At 35.3% G+C, this 21,529-nt stretch carries 14 protein-coding genes; 8 read left to right on the top strand and 6 right to left on the bottom strand.

The annotated features are described in order from the left end of the window. The first annotated feature begins 162 nt into the window (after positions 1–162). Both alsS and alsD read left to right on the top strand, forming a co-directional pair. Positions 163–1,851, top strand: coding sequence for an acetolactate synthase AlsS (gene alsS / locus ACFVQC_RS09320; protein ID WP_377898200.1), 1,689 nt, complete (start codon positions 163–165; stop codon positions 1,849–1,851). Between the two features lie 16 nt (positions 1,852–1,867). After that, positions 1,868–2,626: an alpha-acetolactate decarboxylase gene (alsD, locus tag ACFVQC_RS09325; RefSeq protein ID WP_377891366.1), complete on the top strand. Its 759-nt coding sequence runs from the start codon at positions 1,868–1,870 to the stop codon at positions 2,624–2,626. 39 nt (positions 2,627–2,665) lie between these two features. Here alsD and ACFVQC_RS09330 read toward each other — a convergent pair whose 3' ends face one another. The 3 genes from ACFVQC_RS09330 to ACFVQC_RS09340 form a co-directional block, all read right to left on the bottom strand. Beyond that, complete coding sequence (locus ACFVQC_RS09330) at positions 2,666–2,824, bottom strand: IS3 family transposase (protein ID WP_377898656.1); 159 nt, start codon at positions 2,822–2,824, stop codon at positions 2,666–2,668. Between the two features lie 83 nt (positions 2,825–2,907). Beyond that, a complete protein-coding gene (locus tag ACFVQC_RS09335; protein ID WP_377898201.1) occupies positions 2,908–3,777 on the bottom strand; it encodes a cation diffusion facilitator family transporter in 870 nt (289 codons plus the stop codon). Positions 3,778–4,014: 237 nt separating this feature from the next. After that, a complete protein-coding gene (locus ACFVQC_RS09340; RefSeq protein WP_377898202.1) occupies positions 4,015–4,629 on the bottom strand; it encodes a DNA-3-methyladenine glycosylase in 615 nt (204 codons plus the stop codon). Positions 4,630–4,763: 134 nt separating this feature from the next. Between ACFVQC_RS09340 and ACFVQC_RS09345 the strand changes: the two genes are divergently transcribed. Then, entirely contained in the window at positions 4,764–5,636 is an 873-nt protein-coding gene (locus ACFVQC_RS09345) for a Cof-type HAD-IIB family hydrolase (protein ID WP_377898203.1), read from the top strand. Between the two features lie 392 nt (positions 5,637–6,028). Continuing rightward, positions 6,029–10,378 (top strand): SpaA isopeptide-forming pilin-related protein, encoded by a 4,350-nt coding sequence (locus ACFVQC_RS09350; protein WP_377898204.1) that lies wholly within the window; start codon positions 6,029–6,031, stop codon positions 10,376–10,378. A 133-nt stretch (positions 10,379–10,511) separates the two neighbouring features. On the opposite strand, the gene ACFVQC_RS09355 is transcribed toward ACFVQC_RS09350, so the two are convergent. After that, the gene (locus tag ACFVQC_RS09355; protein ID WP_377898205.1) at positions 10,512–12,215 is read right to left on the bottom strand and encodes an S-layer homology domain-containing protein; all 1,704 of its coding nucleotides are present in this window, start codon (positions 12,213–12,215) and stop codon (positions 10,512–10,514) included. A gap of 248 nt (positions 12,216–12,463) precedes the next feature. Between ACFVQC_RS09355 and ACFVQC_RS09360 the strand changes: the two genes are divergently transcribed. From ACFVQC_RS09360 to ACFVQC_RS09370, 3 genes are all read left to right on the top strand, one after another. Then, complete coding sequence (locus ACFVQC_RS09360; protein WP_002150280.1) at positions 12,464–13,954, top strand: coproporphyrinogen III oxidase; 1,491 nt, start codon at positions 12,464–12,466, stop codon at positions 13,952–13,954. Positions 13,955–14,241: 287 nt separating this feature from the next. Continuing rightward, a complete protein-coding gene (locus ACFVQC_RS09365; protein WP_377891379.1) occupies positions 14,242–15,798 on the top strand; it encodes a fatty acid--CoA ligase in 1,557 nt (518 codons plus the stop codon). 580 nt (positions 15,799–16,378) lie between these two features. Beyond that, entirely contained in the window at positions 16,379–18,769 is a 2,391-nt protein-coding gene (locus ACFVQC_RS09370; protein WP_377898206.1) for a Cna B-type domain-containing protein, read from the top strand. A gap of 247 nt (positions 18,770–19,016) precedes the next feature. On the opposite strand, the gene ACFVQC_RS09375 is transcribed toward ACFVQC_RS09370, so the two are convergent. Together ACFVQC_RS09375 and ACFVQC_RS09380 are read right to left on the bottom strand one after the other, a co-directional pair. Then, complete coding sequence (locus tag ACFVQC_RS09375; protein ID WP_377891383.1) at positions 19,017–19,622, bottom strand: DedA family protein; 606 nt, start codon at positions 19,620–19,622, stop codon at positions 19,017–19,019. A 199-nt stretch (positions 19,623–19,821) separates the two neighbouring features. Next, positions 19,822–20,454: a GNAT family N-acetyltransferase gene (locus ACFVQC_RS09380; protein WP_377898207.1), complete on the bottom strand. Its 633-nt coding sequence runs from the start codon at positions 20,452–20,454 to the stop codon at positions 19,822–19,824. A gap of 79 nt (positions 20,455–20,533) precedes the next feature. On the opposite strand from ACFVQC_RS09380, the gene ACFVQC_RS09385 reads away from it, so the two are divergent. Next, complete coding sequence (locus ACFVQC_RS09385; protein ID WP_377898208.1) at positions 20,534–21,382, top strand: MerR family transcriptional regulator; 849 nt, start codon at positions 20,534–20,536, stop codon at positions 21,380–21,382. The last annotated feature ends 147 nt before the right edge of the window (positions 21,383–21,529 follow it).

Consider the following 21,529-nt stretch of genomic DNA (forward strand, 5'->3'; position numbering starts at 1 on the left):
CATTCCTTAATAATTGTCAAAACACTGTCAAATTCATATAGTTGGAAAAATAATGCATTTGTACTATAATGATAAACAAGATATATTACACTATATTAATTAATGTGGTGAAGTATATAAAAATCTTTATTACACACATTATGAAATAAAGGGATGATTAGTTTGAGTATAGGTGTAAAAGCAAACGACGTGAAAACAAAAACAAGAGGAGCAGATCTTGTTGTTGATTGTTTAATTAAACAAGGTGTTACACATGTTTTCGGTATTCCAGGAGCGAAGATTGACTCTGTATTTGATGTACTGCAAGAAAGAGGACCAGAGCTAATTGTTTGTCGTCATGAACAAAACGCAGCATTTATGGCAGCTGCTATTGGTAGATTAACAGGGAAACCAGGCGTGTGTCTTGTAACTTCAGGACCAGGGACATCAAATTTAGCGACAGGTCTTGTTACTGCGAATGCGGAGAGTGATCCCGTTGTTGCTTTAGCTGGTGCAGTTCCGCGTACTGATCGCTTAAAACGTACGCATCAATCTATGGATAATGCTGCACTATTCGAACCAATCACAAAATATAGCGTAGAAGTAGAGCATCCTGATAATGTGCCAGAAGCACTGATAAATGCATTTCGAAGTGCTACTTCCACAAATCCAGGAGCAACTTTAGTAAGTCTTCCTCAAGACGTTATGACTGCGGAAACGACTGTAGAGTCTATCGGTGTGCTTTCTAAGCCACAGCTTGGAATCGCTCCCACACAGGATATTACATATGTAGTAGAAAAAATAAAAGCAGCGAAATTACCAGTAATTTTACTCGGTATGAGAGCGAGCACGAATGAAGTAACGAAAGCGGTTCGTGAATTAATTGCGGATACAGAGCTTCCTGTCGTTGAAACATATCAAGCAGCTGGAGCAATTTCACGTGAGTTAGAAGATCATTTCTTTGGCCGCGTTGGATTATTCCGTAACCAACCAGGTGATATTTTACTAGAAGAAGCGGATCTTGTTATTTCTATCGGTTATGACCCAATTGAGTATGATCCGAAATTCTGGAATAAACTTGGGGACAGAACGATTATTCATCTTGATGATCATCAAGCAGATATCGATCATGATTACCAACCAGAGCGTGAATTAATTGGTGATATCGCTTTAACTGTAAATAGCATTGCGAAAGAATTACCAAAACTTGTACTATCTACGAAATCAGAAGAAATTTTAGAACGATTGCGCGCGAAATTATCAGAACAAGCGGAAGTTCCAAATCGTGCTTCAGAAGGTGTTACTCATCCACTTCAAGTCATCCGTACACTGCGTTCTTTAATTGGTGACGATACAACGGTTACGTGTGACATCGGTTCCCATTCTATTTGGATGGCGAGATGTTTCCGTTCTTATGAACCACGTAGACTATTATTTAGTAACGGTATGCAAACGTTAGGTGTTGCACTACCTTGGGCAATTGCCGCTACTTTAGTTGAACCGGGCAAAAAAGTTGTTTCCGTGTCAGGTGATGGCGGTTTCTTATTCTCTTCAATGGAGTTAGAAACAGCGGTACGTTTAAACGCACCGGTTGTACATCTCGTTTGGAGAGACGGTACATATGATATGGTTGCGTTCCAACAAATGATGAAATATGGTAGAACATCAGCTACAGAGTTTGGCGATGTTGATCTTGTGAAATATGCAGAAAGTTTCGGTGCAATAGGTCTTCGTGTTAATACACCAGACGAATTAGAAGGTGTATTGAGAGAAGCGTTAGAAGCAGAAGGCCCTGTCATTGTTGATATTCCAATCGATTACCGTGACAACGTTAAGTTAAGTGAAAAACTATTACCAAATCAATTAAATTAAGATGGGCGTGAGTGAGATGAGTGTTGCACAAGTAATTGATATTGATGCGAAAAGAACGAAAACGAATAATGAAGTATATCAAACTTCAACGATGCTTGCGTTATTAGATGGTATATACGATGGTGTTATTAACTTTGAAGAATTGAAAGAGCGCGGGGATTTCGGCATCGGTACATTTGATCAATTAGATGGTGAAATGATCGCATTTGATAATGAATTTTATCATTTACGTTCAGACGGCTCCGCAGAAAAAGTAGAACCGGAAGAAACAACACCGTTTGCGACTGTAACATTTTTTGAAAAAGAAATGAGTTATACGGTAGAGCGTCCGATGAATCGTGAAGAAGTGGAAGCATTATTACATGAATTAATGCCAAGTAAAAACTTATTTTATGCAATTCGAATGGACGGTACGTTCCGTGAAGTAAGAACGAGAACCGTTCCAAGACAAGAAAAACCGTATACGCCGCTCGTTGAAGTGACGAAATCACAACCAATCTTTTCATTTAAAAATACAGATGGTACGCTAGCTGGATTTTGGACACCAGATTACGCGCAAGGTATTGGTGTAGCTGGTTTCCACTTACATTACATTGATGATGAAAGAAATGGGGGCGGACATGTTTTCGATTATGTTGTAGAAAACTGTACGATCCAAATTTGTCAAAAAGCTCATATGCATTTAGCACTTCCGGAAACAGCTGATTTTATGACTGCGGAATTATCGAGAGAAAATTTAGAGAGTGATATCGCGACTGCGGAAGGTGCGGAGTAAAGGGACCTCTGTTAAGTAGATAGTATTTAAACAGCACAATTAAACAACCTGAGTTCTATATTTATATGGACTCAGGTTGTTTAATTTCTTTTGGAATCTTTGTTGATTATAAAAGTATATATATTTGCGCAGGGCAGGTTTAACCTCATCGGCTTTACAGAAGAGAAGAGTATAAATGAAAACACTTTGATTTAAAATGGCTGAAGCAGTTTTCTATACAAGCATTATCCCAATCGCTTCTCTTTCGAGACATACTTGCTTTCATCTGATATTTTTTTAATTTATTTTAATGAAATTTCATGTTCTGGTTCCAAATGGATTATTATATGAGCACGTTCAAATTGTTTTATAATATTTTCTTCAATTCGATCACATAATCTATGTGCTGTTTCAATGTTGTAGTGAGATGAAACGACAAGGTGAAAATCTACGTATTCAGTTGGACCTGAACGTCTTGTGCGAAAATCATGAAATTCAATATATTCATCTTTATAAGATTCAATAATTTTTATGATTTTTTCTTCTTCTGCGGGTAATAAGCGTGCATCAACTAGTGGAGGGAAGGATTCTTTCATTAATTTGTAAGCTTCAAACATAATATAAACAGCTAAAATTATCCCAATAATCGGGTCTAGAAAATACCATTCAGTTAAGCTAACTAGAAATAAGCTAATTGCAACACCCAATGAAGTATAAACATCTGTGAGTAAATGTAGTGCATTAGATTTCATTGCAATAGAATTTGTTTTTTTAGCAGTTTTGTTAACAATTCGTGATACTACAAAATTGATGGATGCTCCTATCAACATCACGAATATTCCTAAAAATGGAAGTTCAATTGGTTCAGGATGTATTAATTTAAGAATACATTCATAAATGATCCAAAAGCCAGCTACAAAAATTAGTAATGTTTCAATAGTTCCAGAAATATTTTCTATTTTTCCATGTCCATAGGGGTGTATTTTATCAGCTGGTTTATTCGAAATTCGGACAGAAAAGAAAGCGATGATTGAAGCTAATAAATCTAATGAGGAATGAATAGCCTCGGAAAGAATGGCTACTGAACCAGTAAATATACCAACAACAACTTTTAAAACAACAACAAAAGAATTACTTAATACTGATAAAAAGGCTACTTTGGATGAATTCATTTTTATATGTTCCTCCTAGCTCTTATAATTTACCTTTTTTATGTTATCAGTTCAAAATACAGTGGGTCTATAGCAACCTTTTTGTAAAGGACAATGAAATTTGAAATCATTTCAATATGTTTCCCTTGGGCATAGTTGATTATTAATCAAAAAAATATGATTATTCATTAGTGAACAGATTAATGTGCTTTCTTTGTATTGTTTACTATAGGGGAGCCTATCATTTAATCTCCCTTTTTATTTTGAAACAAACGGATGCCCCTCATAATAAAACCGCCACGGATAATGTACAGCTTCTTCTGCATAATTGATGTTAATACGAGGTCCTGCCGTTATTTTATATTGTGATGATATATGTTCTTCTTCTGGAACGAGTTCAATATGTAACGTATCACTTTGAAGTGATACGCCGCGCTCTTCTAAAGTGATTCCGAGTGCGCGGCATAGTTTTCCAGGGCCATTTGTTAAGTTTTTGTACTGTGCTTTCGTAATGTCGATTTTGTTGTAGCGCGCTAGTGTCATGTCTTCGATTCCGTCTACAGGTTCAAGAGCACGAATGAGAACTCCTTGCGGGGTGCCGATTGGTGCTGTAATTACGTTAAAGCAATGATACATACCGTAAATTAAATATACGTAAGCATGTCCTGGTGCGCCGAACATTACTTCCGTTCGATTAGTCCGTCTGCCTCCGTAACTATGAGCGGCCTTATCATCTGGACCTTTGTATGCTTCTACTTCTACAATAATTCCGCTTCGCTTTATGTCGTCTACAATATGAACGAGTTTATGTCCGAGTAACTTCTTTGCGACCTCTAACGTATCGCCTTCATAAAAAGAAGGTGGTGCCTGCATTGTACTATCTCCTTTGCCAGTCGTATATGTATATAGTAAACCAAATTTACAGCAGTAATTCTAACTCGTTCTATTTACTACATTTATTTCATAAATTATGGATAGAGTACAACAGCGAAGAGGGGGAGTGCGACATGATTTATCGCTTACTAGCTCTTAATATAGATGGGACACTACTATACAACAACGGAAAAATTGCCAAAGGATTACGAGAGACAATTGAATTTGTGAAAAGAAAAGATGTATACGTTACATTGTTTACGAGTCGCAATTTTCAATCTGCTCATAAAATAGCGAAGGCGTTAAAATTAGATTCTATATTAGTTACACACGGTGGAGCTTTCGTTTCAGCATCGTTAGATAAACCGTTCGCTCAAAGGAGATTGTCTGAAGAGAAAACCTTTAATATCGTGCAAGTGTTAGAGCATTTTGATTGTAATGTTCGCATTTCTCATGAACGATATTCAATTGGGAATCGTGAGAGAAATACACCAAACTTAATTGCGCGTACTGTATTATCAAGCGCAGATCCGTTATTTTATCCGGTTCAATTTGTAGATTCGCTAGGTGATGCACTGCGTGATCATCCAGTAGCTGCACCAAAAATTGATATTGTTTTCCATACGAAAGGTGAAAGAGAAAGAGGGATGAATACGTTAAGAAAGGCATTTCAAGATGTAGAGTACGTCGAGTGTGATGAGAGACGTATAGAAATTCTCCCTCAAAATATATCAAAACTACGTGGTTTACAATTACTTGGGGAGCATTTAAATATTAACCTTAGTGAAATGGTTGCGATTGGAGATAGCATAGAAGACTTAGAGGTAATTGAAAATGTTGGGCTCGGGGTAGCAATGGGGAACGCTCCTGTAGAATTAAAGCAAGCGGCGGACTGGATTACACGTTCTAATACTGAGAACGGCGTAGAGTATATGATTAAAGAGCATTTTCGTAAGCAATTCCCGCTTCCTTTTTTAAAGAATCATAAACATACACCGAAACGATAAAAGGAAAACGTAGCTTTTGGGCTACGTTTTTTGCCGGTTTTATTTTAAAAATGAAAGCGTTCCACAAGATGAATTGTGTCTGAAATTCATACAATTAACTTGAATCATTTAGAAAATTGCTGTAAAGTGGATGATGTTGCCAAAATAGTTACACCACATGAAATATTCTTCAGATTAATTTTATTGGGCTCCCGTACGTAAAAACATTTCCGCATGATAGTTTAGTTCACGTATTATTTCAAAAATGAATTGTAGTAATTTTATTAATTAGTTGTAGAGTTTCTTTGTTTTATTTAAATGGATTATTTTAAGATAAGGTGAGTAAGACTTGGTACATATGAAATGTGCTTCTTTTTCTGGTTTTAGGAAGTTTAAAAGGGGGAATGAATTTCTTGAGGAAATCATTTAATCAAAAAGTAAAAAAAATAAGTAGTAGTTTTATAGTTGTATTACTAATATGTATGAATTTTTTAATCCATTTACCATTTAAAGCAGAGGCAGCTACAACAGAATTAAAAGGTTTAGGTGATGTATCTTATTACAACGCCATCATTTTTGGAAATCATAGTGCAACGAGTGCGGATATTGAGGGTGCAATGGCTATTCAAAAGAATATGAATGCATCAAGTTATACAGTCGTAGCGGCTGCAACTGGAGCGAACAACTTAGCTGGAGCAACATGGGTAGATGAAGGATATCCATCATTATTACTAGGTGGTCAATTTACGAAAGCGGGAACAGGACAAGTAATTATCCAAGATGGAACAGTGGCAATGACAAAAGATGGTGACCCAGAAGGAGTAATGAAATCATCATATGACCGCATCTCTTATAAAGAGCAAGCAGAGATTGATGCTAAGTTTAAAGAATTTAGAAAAGACGTTGATGGTGTAATTGGAGATGCGAGTCAATTACATACTGATAAACCAAAAGCAAATATGACCTTTGGGATCGGTGAAGATGTAAATAACCCTAATATTTACGTTTCTTCAGGCCAAAATGGAAAGAAAACATTTGATGTAAAAGACGTTTTTCTTCCGAATGTAGATAATAAAGACTTTATTGTTATTTATTCAGATGCAGAAGAAGTGAATTTTGGTGGCGGTGCAATTTTGTATGATACAACAGATAAGGGAGGGTTCACATTAGTTAATACATCTCAACCATATGACCCTAATTCCTTTTTTACTGAGTTAGCTAGTAAAGTCATTTGGGTGTTCCCTAATGCTACAAAGATAACAACTAAAGGTTATGGTGTAGTAGGTAGTGTGTTTGCGCCTAATGCTGTTGTAGAGACAAAAGGTGGTTCTATTAACGGACAAGCCTATGTTGGAGGATTACACCAAAGAGATGGATTTGAGGTTCATAACTTTAAATTTAATTGGCCAAAGTGGAATAAGCCAGTAGCTGAAAAAGGAAATTTACAAATTAAAAAGGTCGATGAAAACGATGAAAACATTGTTTTAAAAGATGCAAAATTTGATGTTATAGACAAAGATAATAATGTTGTGGCTACTGTTACAACGAATGAAAAGGGTATTGCTGAAGTCAAGGATTTACCACTTGGTGACTATTTTGTAAAAGAAATAAGTGCACCAGAAGGATATATAAAAGTTGATACACCAGTAAAAGTAACAATTGATAGTACAAACGTAATTGAAATTGTTATGAAGAATACGAAAAAAATAGAGAATGGCCAATTTAAATTATTGAAAAAAGATAGTGAATCTGGTCAACTTCTACCAGGTGCAAAATTTGATGTTATAGATAAAGATGGGAAAGTTGTCGAAACCATTATTACAGATGGTAAAGGTGAAGCTTTATCGAAACAACTTCCAGTTGGAACATATACATTAAAAGAAGTTGAAGCACCAAAAGGTTATGAACTATCATCTAGCTCAGTTCGTGTTGATGTAGAGGTTAATAAAGTAGTTACTGTAGATGTGTTGAATAAAAAGATCGTTGAAAAAGTAACAGGTCAATTTGAAATCGTAAAAGTAGATGCGAATGATAAAACGAAGCTATTATCGGACGCAGAGTTTGAAGTGTATAAAGATGGTGAAAAAATAGATACATTACGAACAGATAAAACAGGTAAAGTAATCTCTAAGAAATTAGAACCAGGAAAATACACATTAAAAGAAACGAAAGCACCACAAGGATATAAATTACTAAAAGAAGAAATTGAAGTCGTTGTGGAAGCAAACAAAGTAGTACAAGTACAAGTAGAAAATGCGAAAGAACTAGGAAGCTTACAAGTAATCAAAAAGGATGCAGAGAGTGGAAAAGTTCTAGAAGGCGCGGAATTCAGACTGAAAAACGAAACTGGTCAAGTAGTTGGAGAAGCGAAAACAACGAATAAAGATGGTGTTGTGACATTCGAAAACTTAGTGCCAGGTAAGTACACGTTAGAAGAAACGAAAGCGCCGGAAGGCTACAAAGCGGTAGAATTAAAAGTGGAAGTAAATGTTGTAGCAAATGAAGTAGCAAAACAGGAAGTAATGAATGAAAAAGTTCTGGGTCAATTTGAAATCGTAAAAGTAGATGCGAATGATAAAACGAAAGTATTATCAAATGCAGAATTTACTGTGTATAAAGATGGTAAAAAGGTAGCAGAGTTGAAAACTGATGAGAGTGGAAAAGCGATGTCACCGCAATTACCATTAGGTGAATACACAGTGAAAGAGACGAAAGCACCAGCGGGCTATAAACTTTCTAATAAAGAATGGAAAGTAACAATTCAAAATGAGAACGAAATATTAAAAATAGAGGCAGAAAACGAAAAAGTCTTAGGTTCTCTACAAATTATTAAGACGGATGATAAAGATCAAGCGAAACGTTTAGCAGGCGCAGAATTTACATTGAAAGATGCTAAAGGATATGTTGTAAAAGAAGGAATTACAACAGATGAGTCTGGAACTGTTAAAGTAGACGGACTAGTGCCAGGTGAATATACGTTAGAAGAAACAAAAGCACCAGAAGGTTATGAGTTAACAAAACAAGTAATTCATGTAACAGTAGACGGTGAAAAAGTTGTTGATGTAGAAGTAACGAATAGTAAGAGCCTTGGTCAATTTGAAATCATAAAAGTAGATGCGAACGATAAAACGAAGCTTTTATCAGACGCAGAGTTTGAAGTGTATAAAGATGGTAAGAAAGTAGAGACGTTACAAACAGATAAAACAGGTAAAGTCATCTCTAGAAAATTAGAACCAGGAAAATACACATTAAAAGAAACGAAAGCACCACAAGGATATAAGTTGTTAAAAGAAGAACTTGAAGTCGTTGTGGAAGCAAACAAAGTAGTTGAAGTACCGGTTGAAAATGCGAAAGAACTAGGAAGCTTACAAGTAATCAAAAAGGATGCAGAGAGTGGAAAAGTTCTAGAAGGCGCGGAATTCAGACTAAAAAACGAAACTGGTCAAGTAGTTGGAGAAGCGAAAACAACGAATAAAGATGGTGTTGTGACATTCGAAAACGTAGTGCCAGGTAAGTACACGTTAGAAGAAACGAAAGCGCCGGAAGGCTACAAAGCGGTAGAATTAAAAGTGGAAGTAAATGTTGTAGCAAATGAAGTAGTAAAACAAGAAGTATTGAATGAAAAAGTGAAAGAAAACGTTACGGGTCAATTTGAAATCATAAAAGTAGATGCAAACGATAAAACGAAGCTTTTATCAGACGCAGAATTTGAAGTGTATAAAGATGGTAAGAAAGTAGAGACGTTACAAACAGATAAAACAGGTAAAGTAATCTCTAAGAAATTAGAACCAGGAAAATACAAATTAAAAGAAACGAAAGCACCACAAGGATATACATTATTAAAAGAAGAAATTGAAATTGTTGTGGAAGCAAACAAAGTAGTACAAGTACAAGTAGAAAATGCAAAAGAACTAGGAAGCTTACAAGTAATAAAAAGGGATGCAGAGAGTGGAAAAGTTCTAGAAGGCGCGGAATTTAGACTGAAAAACGAAACTGGTCAAGTGGTTGGAGAGGCGAAGACAACAAATAAAGATGGTGTTGTGACATTCGAAAACGTAGTGCCAGGAAAGTACACGTTAGAAGAAACAAAAGCGCCAGAAGGCTACAAAGCGATAGAAGTTATAGTAGAAGTAAATGTTGTAGCAAATGAAGTAGTGAAGCAAGAAGTATTGAATGAAAAAGTGAAAGAAAAAATCACAGGTCAAGTAGAAATTACAAAGATAGATGCTAATGATACAGATAAAAAATTAGAAGGTGCAGTGTTTGAAATTCTGAAAGATGGAATGAAGATAGACACATTAATATCAGATAAAAATGGTAAAGCAACTTCGAAGAAACTGGAACCAGGAGATTACGTTTTAAAAGAAGTCCAGGCTCCAGAAGGATATAATTTATCCGATAAGGGAATTGAATTTACGATTTCTAATGAGAAAGTAGAAGTTATAAAGCTTCAAATTACCAATGAAAAAGAAACAGGCAAAGGTCCGGAAAAACCAGGTGAAGGAACAGAAAAACCAGGTGGGGAAACAGGAACACCAGGTGGAGAGACAGAAACACCAGGTGGAGAGACAGAAACACCAGGCGAAGGAACAGAAAAACCAGGTGAAGGAACAGAAAAGCCTAACTTACCAGAAAAAGAACAAGGAGGTTCTAATAATCAAAAACTTCCAGCTACAGGGCATAATACGAATTACCTTCCATTTATAGGTGTAATTCTTGTGCTATTAGGAATACGTTTAAGATTTATGATTAAAAATAGTTAATAGATTTATAAAAGGCATAAGAGAAAAGGTTATCTCTTATGCCTTTTTATTTTATATAGAAGAAATAAGGTGAAAAAAGCTCTTGAAGAAAGATGAAAAAAACGTAGCTAAAACGCTACGTTTTTTTTCGTGTTTAAGCTTCAATCACGTTAAGCATTCTGTTTATAAATGCAGCTGCGTGAGCACGTTGTGATGGTCCTTTTGGTACGAATTGATTAAATTCATTACCTTTTACAATTCCATATCCATACACTCTTTGTACTTCTTCTTTAGCGTAAATTAAGTTTTGGTCTACGAATGGTAGTTCAACTGGTTTTGCGAAAATACCAGCGTGTTTTAGAGAACGGTCAATCATAATAACAGCTTCTTCGCGTGTAATTGTAGTATTTGGATCAAAGGTATTATCACCACGTCCGCGGATTATGCCTGCGCTTGCTGCACGATTAATACCGTCTCTTAAAGATGGATGTACTTGTTCTAAGTCTGTGAAATTAGCATTTCCACTTGGTAATTGTAAAGCACGAGTAATTAATGTAGCAAATTCAGCACGCGTTACAAGACGTTCTGGGAAGTACTTGCCGTTCCCTTCTCCTTGCATAATGCCTCTAGCTGCTAATTGACGAATGTCTTGTTCATACCATCCACCTGTAATGTCATCAGTTACTGGATCTTTTCGGTTTTCCTTATAGTATGTTTCAGTTCCTTTTAAGAAAGCATCCCATTGTCCGCGTTGAATCATATACGCAGGGCAATTTTTTCCTGACCAAAATTGGTGTTTTTGGACCTTATCTAGAGAAATATTTAATTCGTTCATTAAATAAGCTGCCAATTTACGGGCATTTTCTACCGCTTTTTCATAGTTTCCATCTTCATTAACGGCAATTTCAATTCCGATAGATTCATAGTTTCCAGTTTTATTTCCAGCATGCCATCCAACTTCATTTACTGGAAGATGTTGATAAATTTCTTTATCATCTACTGTGAAATGCCAAGATGCGGCGCGATCAGCTGTTCCGCGTGCTTGACTATCTAAGAATTTTGCGTGATTTAGAGCATTGGCACCTTTCGCTGGATTAGCCGTTTCGTGAATCGTAATATATTTAGGGACCATCGGGTAGCCAGGGCGAATATCGTCATTTCCTTTTGGGACAATCATTTCTTTAAATGTAACGCCATAAATATTGTTTGTTTGTAGAGCATCTGGAGCTCTCAATAAACTACTTTTAGCAGAACGACCGTTTTTTAATAATGAAGCTTTTGTACCTTCAAATGTAGCAGAAGGTGCATAAATCCATTTTGATGTTTCATTTATTTGGACTTTAAACCAATTTCCCGCTTGTTCAGTAGGAGTAATGACTTGTGGCTGTAGTTTCCCTTCTTCTTTAAACGTTTGGAACGGAAGTGCATGTATGGAAGCTTCTTCTTTTACGATTAATTTTTGGTTAGATAGTTTATGAATCTCTTGAACTTCTAAGCTATTATCATTGTTATCTATCCATCCAGCACCAGTTGGTGTCGTTATGTAGTAAGCATTTCCTTTTTTCCTTGTCGCCGTTACGACTTGTTCTGTAATCTCGATATTCGATTTGTTTTTTAAATCATTCGCGGTATATAATGAATGTTTTTTTGATGTGTATAGTAGGAATTGGCCAGTAACCTCGATATCTTCTTCATGAGTACTATGCTCTTTCACATGCTCTTTGATACTTTTAAAAACTTGATCCTCCGTATATACTTCGGCGGATTTTTCAGCACTCTCTGCAAATGAATAAGTAGGTGCAAGAACAGTTTGTAATGCAAGAGAGAGAGTTAAAACACTATAAAATTTCTTTTTCATATTTGTTTTTAACACATTAGATTATTGAATCTAGTGTTAACATTCCTCCTTTTTATATTGTATTTTCACTATGTATCAATCTAACACTAATAAATTTTAACAAGAGAAAATCATGATGTCTATACACATGAGGGATATTCATAAAAAGATTTATTTGAAAATGTAAGAGAAACAGGTAAAACCTTCTGTATTGACCTGTAAACGCCCTTCAAGTAAACTAAAGGGAGTTTGTAAATGAAAAGGTGATAATGTTGTTAATTTCAATTAAAACGTTACAAGATGATCGTTTTTTACGTCCGCTGCAAAATATTGGCGGCTTATTTTTTGAAGAGAGCAAGATAGGGTTTGAGCAAGAAGAAGCAAATCTTATCGTTGATATACAGATAGAAGGTAATGTGACAGCATCGGCTCGTTTAACAGATGTTGCGACTGGAAATGTATATGAAGAAACATTCTCTAAAGATTTATCTGCTTTCACAGAAGAAAAAGAACGTATGAAGCAAGTGAAACATGTTGTTTCTTATGTATATCTTTCTGTACTTCAACAGCTAACTGGACTTGAACAGAGCTGGGGAATATTAACTGGGGTACGCCCAACGAAACTTCTTCACAAACTGCTTCAAAATGGTATGTCAAAAGAAGAAGCACATAAAGAACTTCGTGAAAGTTATTTAATTCATGAAGAAAAAATTGAGCTTCTTCAGCGTATCGTTGATTGCCAATTAGCGGTTATTCCAGATTTATACCGTTTGAAAGAAGAAGTAAGTATTTACATCGGTATTCCGTTTTGTCCTACAAAATGTGCGTACTGTACGTTCCCGGCTTATGCAATTAACGGACGCCAAGGGTCAGTTGATTCGTTCTTAGGCGGGTTACATTATGAAGTTCGTGAAATTGGTAAGTTTTTAAAAGAAAAAGGTGTTACAGTTACGACGATTTATTACGGCGGCGGTACACCGACGAGTATTACAGCAGAAGAGATGGATATGCTGTATGAAGAAATGTACGAAGCGTTCCCTGATGTGAAAGATGTACGTGAAGTAACAGTTGAGGCAGGTCGCCCAGATACGATTACACCAGCGAAGCTAGAAGTGTTAAATAAATGGAATATTGACCGTATTAGTATTAATCCGCAGTCATACCATCAAGAGACACTAAAAGCAATTGGACGTCATCACACTGTAGAAGAAACAATTGAGAAGTATCATTTAGCACGTGAAATGGGAATGAACAATATTAATATGGATTTAATTATTGGTCTTCCTGGTGAAGGATTAGACATCTTTAAGCATACGTTAGATGAAACAGAAAAGTTAATGCCAGAATCGTTAACAGTTCATACGTTATCATTTAAACGTGCTTCTGAGATGACGCAAAATAAACGTAAATATAAAGTAGCAGGTCGCGAAGAAATTACTGCGATGATGCATGAGGCGGAAGAGTGGACGAAGAACCACAATTACGTACCATACTATTTATATCGTCAAAAAAATATTTTAGGTAACTTAGAAAACGTTGGGTATGCAATACCGACGCAAGAAAGTATCTATAATATTGTTATTATGGAAGAAGTACAATCGATTATCGGACTTGGTTGCGGGGCATCAAGTAAATTTGTTCACCCACAAACAGGAGCAATTACACACTTTGCAAATCCGAAAGATCCAAAATCATATAACGATGGCTTCGTGAAATATACAGAAGATAAACTGAAAATTTTAGAAGAGCTATTCGTTTAAGGAGAAGAAGGTTGTCCCAATTTTGGGATAGCCTTTTTTTAAGATAGGGGGCTATTGTTGTCCGCTTTTGTCGGTAAATCGATATATTTTAAAAATCGCTGATATAAATTGAGTTGCGGTTGATATATACGAAAAATCGCCAATATAATTTCATTTACCGTTAAGGGCCAAGGTTTGTAAAACTATGTCGATAATAATCAGAAAAATTAGTCGGATTATTAAAGGACAATGTCTACTTATAGACGAAATGATAGATTTATGAAAGAGAAAAGGGGGAAATTGTTGGCATGTACATGACGATAGGGAGAATTTTTGATTTGGCAGTTGGCAAGTATCCGAATAAAGAGGCGTTAGTAGAGCCAGAAAAAAATATTCGCTGGACATATAAACAGTGGGATGAGCAAATAAATAAAACGGCGCAAGCTCTATTGAAAGAAGGAGTAAGAAAGGGAGATTGTGTATCTGTTTACTTATATAACTGTCGTGAATTTGTAAACGTTTACTTAGCATGTGCCAAAATTGGGGCGATTTTTAATCCGATTAATTTCCGCTTAAAAGCAAAAGAATTATCGTATATCCTCCAAGATGCAGCCTCGAAAGTAGTTGTCTTTGAAAAAGCAGTCGAATCAACAGTTACTATGATTGAACGAGATTTTCCAAATTCGTCTTTTTGGTATGTAGAAGACGATGCACCTTCTTATGCTAGTTCCTACCATGAAAAAGTAAATGAAGCATCAGCTGAAAAAGTAGATATTGTAGTCGATGAAATGGATTATTGCTCTATGCTTTATACGAGTGGTACGACTGGTCATCCGAAAGGCGTACTACATCGCCATCGTGATATGGCTGAGCATAGTATGATTTGTACGTATTTCATAAAATATAACAGGGATAGCGCCGGACTTGTGGTAGCGCCTTTATATCACTGCGGCGAGTTAAACGCTGGAATCATACCACGCATTCAAGTGGGCGGAAAGAATGTTATTTTACATCATTTTGATACGGAAACAGTATTACATACGATTCAAGAAGAGAAGATTACGACGTTTTTTGCTGCACCGACGATGTGGAATATGTTATTGCAAAAAGATCTAGCCGAGTATGATTTAACTTCGATGAAGATCGGTGTATATGGCGGGGCTGCAATGGCTCCAGCGCTAGTGAAGGAATGTAAAGAACGTCTTTATATTGATCTTGTTCAAATTTACGGAATGACAGAAATGGGACCAGTTGTTGCGTTTCTTGTAGAAGAGGATCAGATTACGAAAGCTGGCTCAGCAGGAACACCGTGCTTTAGCCATGAAATTCGAATCGTCAAACCGAACGAAGATGCACCGGCAGAGCCAGATGATACGTTACCTCCTTATGAGGTAGGCGAAATTATTTTGCGCGGTCCAACTATGATGGCTGGTTATCATAATCGAGAAGAAGCAAATGCAAAATCGATGTATAAAGGCTGGTATCATTCTGGTGATTTAGGCTACTTCGATAAAGACGGTTATTTATTCGTTGCAGACCGCGTTGATGATATGGTAATTAGCGGTGGCGTAAATATTTATCCTCGCGAAATTGAAGATTTCCTTCATAGTCACCCTGGTGTATTAGATGTTGCGGTACTTGGTGAGCCAGATGAACTATGGGGAGAGCGCGTAGTTGCGGTCGTTGTAAAGAAAGATGAAAATATTTCAGAAGCAGATTTAGAAACGTATTGTAAAGAAAGTGATGAATTAGCAGACTATAAACGTCCGCGTCATTACTTATTTGTAGATGAACTTCCGCGTAATGCGAGTGGGAAATTACAAAAATTTGTGCTGAGAGAGTCGTTGAAAGGCGCGAAAAACTAGGCGGTAGAGCGGTTGTCTATACAAATAAGGCTATCTTTCTTAATAAGGAAAGGTAGCCTTGTTTTTTTGATAATGATTAAAAGAAGTATGTATCTTCTATTTATAAACAGTTTGTATTGTTATATAAAAATATTTTTTGCTATTGTATTTTGATTTTAAATGTATATTAATCTCTTTAAATAAGGGTATGTTGAAATTAGGAGATAGATTTGATAGATATTGAAATAACATTTTTAGTGTGAGTGGAATAAAGTTATTAGAGGAGAATGTGGTGGAGTATATTTGAAGAAGAAAGATAATCAATCATCAGATGACCATATGAATAAAACAGTCATTCGGTGCATTTTGGTTACTACTATAATAGTAACAAATCGACGAGTGGATGAACAGTCTTGTAATGCATTTTTATAAGGACTAATATTTATTGTTGGCTGCCCAAAAGAGAAATCGAGTTAAAGTATGAATGCTTTAAGTTGTTTATCTTTCATTGATAAGTAAAGATAGTTTGATGCTGCAAATAATCTTTATTTTAAAGTGTGGTTTAGGGTAGAAAAATGAAGTAATCAAAGATGGAGGGTTTATGAGTACATATTTAAAAAGAATATCTGTGATTTGTTTTATTTTTACTGTTATTATTGGACAAGTTTTTATGCCTATTATAAGTCATGCTCAAGAATTAAACACAACAGGATTTGTTGATAGTTTTGCATTTGAAAAAACAAAATTAAATTACGGGGACAAGACTAGCATACATGTAAACTTTAGTGAAAAACCCGGAAAGAAGATGAAGTCTGGGGATACATTAACGTTAGCACTTCCTCCAGAATTAAATGGATATAGTGGAACGATTCCCTTAAAGGATGAAAAAGGGCGCGTTTTTGGTACTTGCCAGATTAATAAAAATAATGTGGTCTGTACGTTTAATGATACAGTAGAGCAGCTTGAAGATATTAGAGGGAAGTTTAGTTTTACTGTTCAAGGTACTAATGTAGAAGTTGGAACAACGAAAGATGTACAAACGAATTTAGGAACAAGTTTAGAAAAACAAACGGTAAGCATTACTCACCCAAAAAGTGAGGGGCAAGAGCCTGGGTACTTTTTCTATAAATCTGGTGATATTCAGCCAGATAAAAGTAATGAAGTACGCTGGTTTCTAAATATAAATTTGAAGAAACAATATTTACATGACAATATCGTTTTGAAAGATACATTACAAGAAGGTCAAATGCTTAATAAAGACAGCTTTACTATTAATATTAGTAATAAAGAATCTTTGTCTCTTAAACAATTTCAAGAGCGAGGTTATGGATATATTACATTTGCTAGTGATAATTCATTTGAAGTCGTGATTTATAGACATATGGGGAATGCTAATTCATTTACTGTTGCCTATACATCAACGATTACTGATGCCGGGAAAAAGTTAAAACATTTACAGAATGACTATAAACTTAATTATCAAATCTTATATGAGAAGCCTACTTCTGAATCTAATAGTGTAAAGGTTGAAAATATAGCATTCGATGGCGAAGTTGAAGGGAAGTTACCTGCAAAAGGAACGCTGCAAATTGTTAAGCATATTGAAGGAAACGAAGGGAAAGTTATCCCAGGTGTTTCTTTTAAATTGTACACAGAGTCAGGTCAGCAAATCGGTGATTCCTATACAACAAATCAAGACGGAATAGTTGAAGCGCCAAACCTTTCTCCAGGTAATTACTATGTACAAGAAATTTCAGCACCGAACTATGTAGAGTTTGATCCGCAAACGAAAATCCCTTTTACAATTAAGAAGGATGATGTAACTGGAATAAAACTTATGGTTCCAAATAAGTTGAAAACTACATCTATTGCAGGAACGAAAACGTGGGAAGGCGACAAAGTAAAAGATCGTCCGGAAACAATTAAAGTAGATTTACTGCAAAATGGTAAAGTCATTGCAACGAAAGCAGTTACTGGAGCAAATGATTGGAAATATGAGTTTGAAAAGTTACCAGCAGTTGATAATGATGGAAAAGCTTATAAGTATGAAGTGAAAGAACAACCTGTATCGGGATATCAATCGAAAGTTAACGGATATAATATTACGAATATAAAGATGCATGAAGCAACAGAAGTAGAAGAGCAAGGGGAAGTAGAAACGACAGAAGAACTGGAACACTCAGCAAAACCGGAAGAACCAAAGGTGACAGAAGAATCGAATGTTCTTGAGAATCCAGAGGAGAAAGAAAAGCCGGAAATCTGGGTGAAACCAGAAGAAGAGAAAGTTGAAGAAGAAACAACAGAAGAGTTAAAAGAAGAAAAGCCGGAAGAGCCAAAGGTAACAGAGGGGCCGAACGAACTAGAGAAGCCAGAAGTTACAGATAAACCGGAAATCTGGGTGAAACCAGAAGAAGAAGAAGAAAAGATTGAAGAAGAAACAACAGAAGAAATAGAAGAGTCATTAAAACCGGAAACACCAAAGGTAACAGAAGAACCAAATGTGCTAGAAAAACCAGAGATAACAGAAAAACCGGAAATCTTAGTAACACCAGAACAAGAAGAAAAGATTGAAGAAGAAACAACAAAAGAAATAGAAGAGTCATTAAAACCGGAAACACTAAAGGTGACAGAGGGACCAAATGTGTTAGAGAAGCCAGAGGTAACAGAGAAACCGGAAATTTTAGTAACACCAGAACAAGAAGAAAATAAAGAAGAAACAACAAAAGAAATAGAAGAGTCATTAAAACCGGAAACACCAAAGGTGAAAGAAGAAGCAAATGTGTTAGAAAAACAAGAGGTAAAAGAGCAACTGGAAGTATCAAATAAACAAGAGGTACAAGATAAAGTAGAAGTACCATCTAGTAAAGAAAATAATAAGCAATCAAAATTACTTCCTCAAACAGGGGGAGCATCAACTGAATCTACTTCTATTTTTGCAGGTATGTTCGCATTAATTTTGGGAGCAAGATTGTTTAGACGCAAAAAAAATTAATGGTGAGAGTTAGTTCGGAAACAAAATGTATGTGAAAAAGCGGAGACTATGGGTCTCCGCTTTTTATTATTTTTGTGAACAGCTAAGTGGGAGCCTTACTGCCCGTAAATGCCCGATTGGTGAGGGCTAATAATCAGTGGAGGATGCACAAAACCCCTACTGATTAAAGTTTCACTTTATTATTTGTGTAATCAGCTAAGCTGGATAATACTTATGGATGAATGATTTTAATAACATGCTGCTCGTTTTAATTTAGATTTTTTATAAACACATGCTTTATTTTTTTGCGAAATCGGGTGATTAGCGTAATGATAATAATACCGAAGATAATTTTCCAAATGTGTTGTTCAAGTACCATGAATATATCTTCTAAGTTTTCCCCTAACCAGTAACCACCGATTAAGAAGAAGGATACCCAAAATAGGGCGCCTGAATAAATTGTCATCGCAAAGCGGCGAAACGGTAAGTTGATAATTCCTGCAAAGTATCCTGTAAAGTGGCGAACGCCTGGAATGAAAAAGGCGATAAAGATTAGAAAATATCCGTATTTATCAAACCACATTTTCGTTAAATTAATTTTCCGTTCTGTTAAAAATACATATTTCCCGTACTTTTGAATGAAAGGCATGCCGAGTTTATTTCCTAAAAAGTATTGGAATGTCATACCTACGCTTGTCCCAATAAAAGATAAAATAATTAAAATTGGTAAACTTAAATCACCTTGATGTGATAAAAATCCTGCATAGGCTAATGTCGGCTCTCCGGGAAACGGAAGAGCAATATATTCTAAAAGTAACCCAACAAGTACTACATAATACCCATATTGCTGAAATAATTCGTGAATCCATTCCATGTTGTGCGCTCCTTTTTACATTGAAGTTGTTACATATCTTCCTCTTTTTCGCACTAATCGAACTGAAACAATAGTAGTAGAAGAGTTTGGCTGGAGGATTTAAGCTAGTGTGATTTTTTGATAACCATTCGCGAGTGATATCATACTTAATATAGCTCTTTGCTAATTAGCAAAGAGCGTCGAAGTGTAAATGTTGCTATTAGTTAAAGTCATATCGGTATAAAAATATGTTGAAATCTTCTTCTTTTGGTCCGAAATTAACTGCTTTTTCTTGTATACGTTGGAAGTTTTGTTTGTCATAAAATCCATAGTTGCATTCATTATCTGTATATAAATATAAAGATGTAACATCTTCTTTTGTCATGTATTGGAATAAATGATTTAATAAAGATTTCCCAACTCCAAGAACTCTAGATTCTTCGGATACGATGAATAATTGTATACAGCCTTGAAAATGATCTTCTTTTCCTTGAATTAGTTCTTTATATGTTTTTTGAACTTTTATAAATGCTTTTAAAAACCCTCTATTCTCTTTATTAGTCATGAATAGTTTCAGCGTGTTAAAGGCAAAGCTAACAGTATTATGGAATCTCTTTAAACGGTTTTTATCTTTTTCGGAATCGCCTAAAATGACACCGATAATTTTATTATCTTTTTCAGCTACCGTACTAAAGGAACTTCCTAAAATGCAACTGTGTAGGTAGAAGTTTAATAGTGAATTTAAAAATTTTTTATCTGTAATGAATTCATTAAATCCAAATGCCTCACCAATTAAATGTTTTATAGGCTCATAGTCTTCCTTAACAAGACTTCTATATTTTACTGTGTTCATAATTGTATACTCCCTTTATCAATATAAATGACTTATTATAAATAGTAAGGTCTCCTCTAAGGGGAGAGTTAATGGTTGTGTGAGAAAAAATATGAGGGAAGAGATTCAAATGAAAAAAATATTTTCTATTGGAGAAGTTGCAAAAATAAAGGATATAACGATAAAAGCGTTAAGGTACTATCATAAGATGGGGATTCTTATTCCGAAACATATTGATGAATCAACAGGATATAGATATTATTCTATAGATCAATTCATTCACATTGATATTATAAAAAGCTGTAGAGAGTTGAACACCAGTATAGTAGAACTTCAAGAGATCTTTAAGGAATGTGATACGGATAAATTGCTGCAATTTTTACAATTAAAGAGGGCGGAAGCGGAAGAACATATAAAGAAAATGAAAGAGGTAATTGAAACGATTGATGACTTAAATGAAAAAGTAGGGAGTTCACAGGAAATATTAAAAAATGATGAAGTGTGTATTCAGTTCTTTGAACAGCGTTATGTCATTGTGGCGCCTTGTAAAGAAGTGGGGAGTTTACAAGAGTTACTGTATTATTCTGATTTAGAGAAACTTATTCAAGATTATGAAGAGAAAATGTCAATGGAAATGGGTATTCTATACAATGTCAATGAAAAGTGGGATGTAGAACCAAAGTATGTTTTTAATAAAGTACAAGATCATGTACATATGGAAGAGATGCAAAATATAAAAGTATTACCGGGCGGGAAATATGTAACATTAGCGTATAGTAAAGAAAATGAAGAAGAACGTAGAAATAATATAATTAAATATATAAAAGAAAACAATATAGAAGTGGAGAGTTTTATTGAAGTAGAGTTAGTTAATGATTTTTTTAATACGGAGTCTTATAGTTGTCAAATTCAAATTTTTATAGGGGATAGTGAGAATAAGAAGTTTTGATTCCATGAATTTAGGGATGGGACTGTCCGAAAGCTTAACTCTCATTATAGCGACTTAAATACAAAATACGACAATGATAGCCTACCTATTAATAAAAAGAAGGCCGTCCCAAAAAAATTGGGACGGCCTCATGAGTAGTAAGGAACG

It is taken from the genome of Bacillus sp. NPDC057893, assembly GCF_042796455.1.
Classification (GTDB): Bacteria; Bacillota; Bacilli; order Bacillales; family Bacillaceae_G; genus Bacillus_A.

Excerpts from the sequence above, each read along its gene's own strand:
- alsD (WP_377891366.1), top strand. The coding sequence starts at position 1,868 with ATGAGTGTTGCACAAGTAATTGATATTGATGCGAAAAGAACGAAAACG.
- ACFVQC_RS09335 (WP_377898201.1), bottom strand. The coding sequence starts at position 3,777 with ATGAATTCATCCAAAGTAGCCTTTTTATCAGTATTAAGTAATTCTTTT.
- ACFVQC_RS09340 (WP_377898202.1), bottom strand. The coding sequence starts at position 4,629 with ATGCAGGCACCACCTTCTTTTTATGAAGGCGATACGTTAGAGGTCGCA.
- ACFVQC_RS09345 (WP_377898203.1), top strand. The coding sequence starts at position 4,764 with ATGATTTATCGCTTACTAGCTCTTAATATAGATGGGACACTACTATAC.
- ACFVQC_RS09355 (WP_377898205.1), bottom strand. The coding sequence starts at position 12,215 with ATGAAAAAGAAATTTTATAGTGTTTTAACTCTCTCTCTTGCATTACAA.
- ACFVQC_RS09360 (WP_002150280.1), top strand. The coding sequence starts at position 12,464 with ATGTTGTTAATTTCAATTAAAACGTTACAAGATGATCGTTTTTTACGT.
- ACFVQC_RS09365 (WP_377891379.1), top strand. The coding sequence starts at position 14,242 with ATGTACATGACGATAGGGAGAATTTTTGATTTGGCAGTTGGCAAGTAT.
- ACFVQC_RS09370 (WP_377898206.1), top strand. The coding sequence starts at position 16,379 with ATGAGTACATATTTAAAAAGAATATCTGTGATTTGTTTTATTTTTACT.
- ACFVQC_RS09375 (WP_377891383.1), bottom strand. The coding sequence starts at position 19,622 with ATGGAATGGATTCACGAATTATTTCAGCAATATGGGTATTATGTAGTA.
- ACFVQC_RS09380 (WP_377898207.1), bottom strand. The coding sequence starts at position 20,454 with ATGAACACAGTAAAATATAGAAGTCTTGTTAAGGAAGACTATGAGCCT.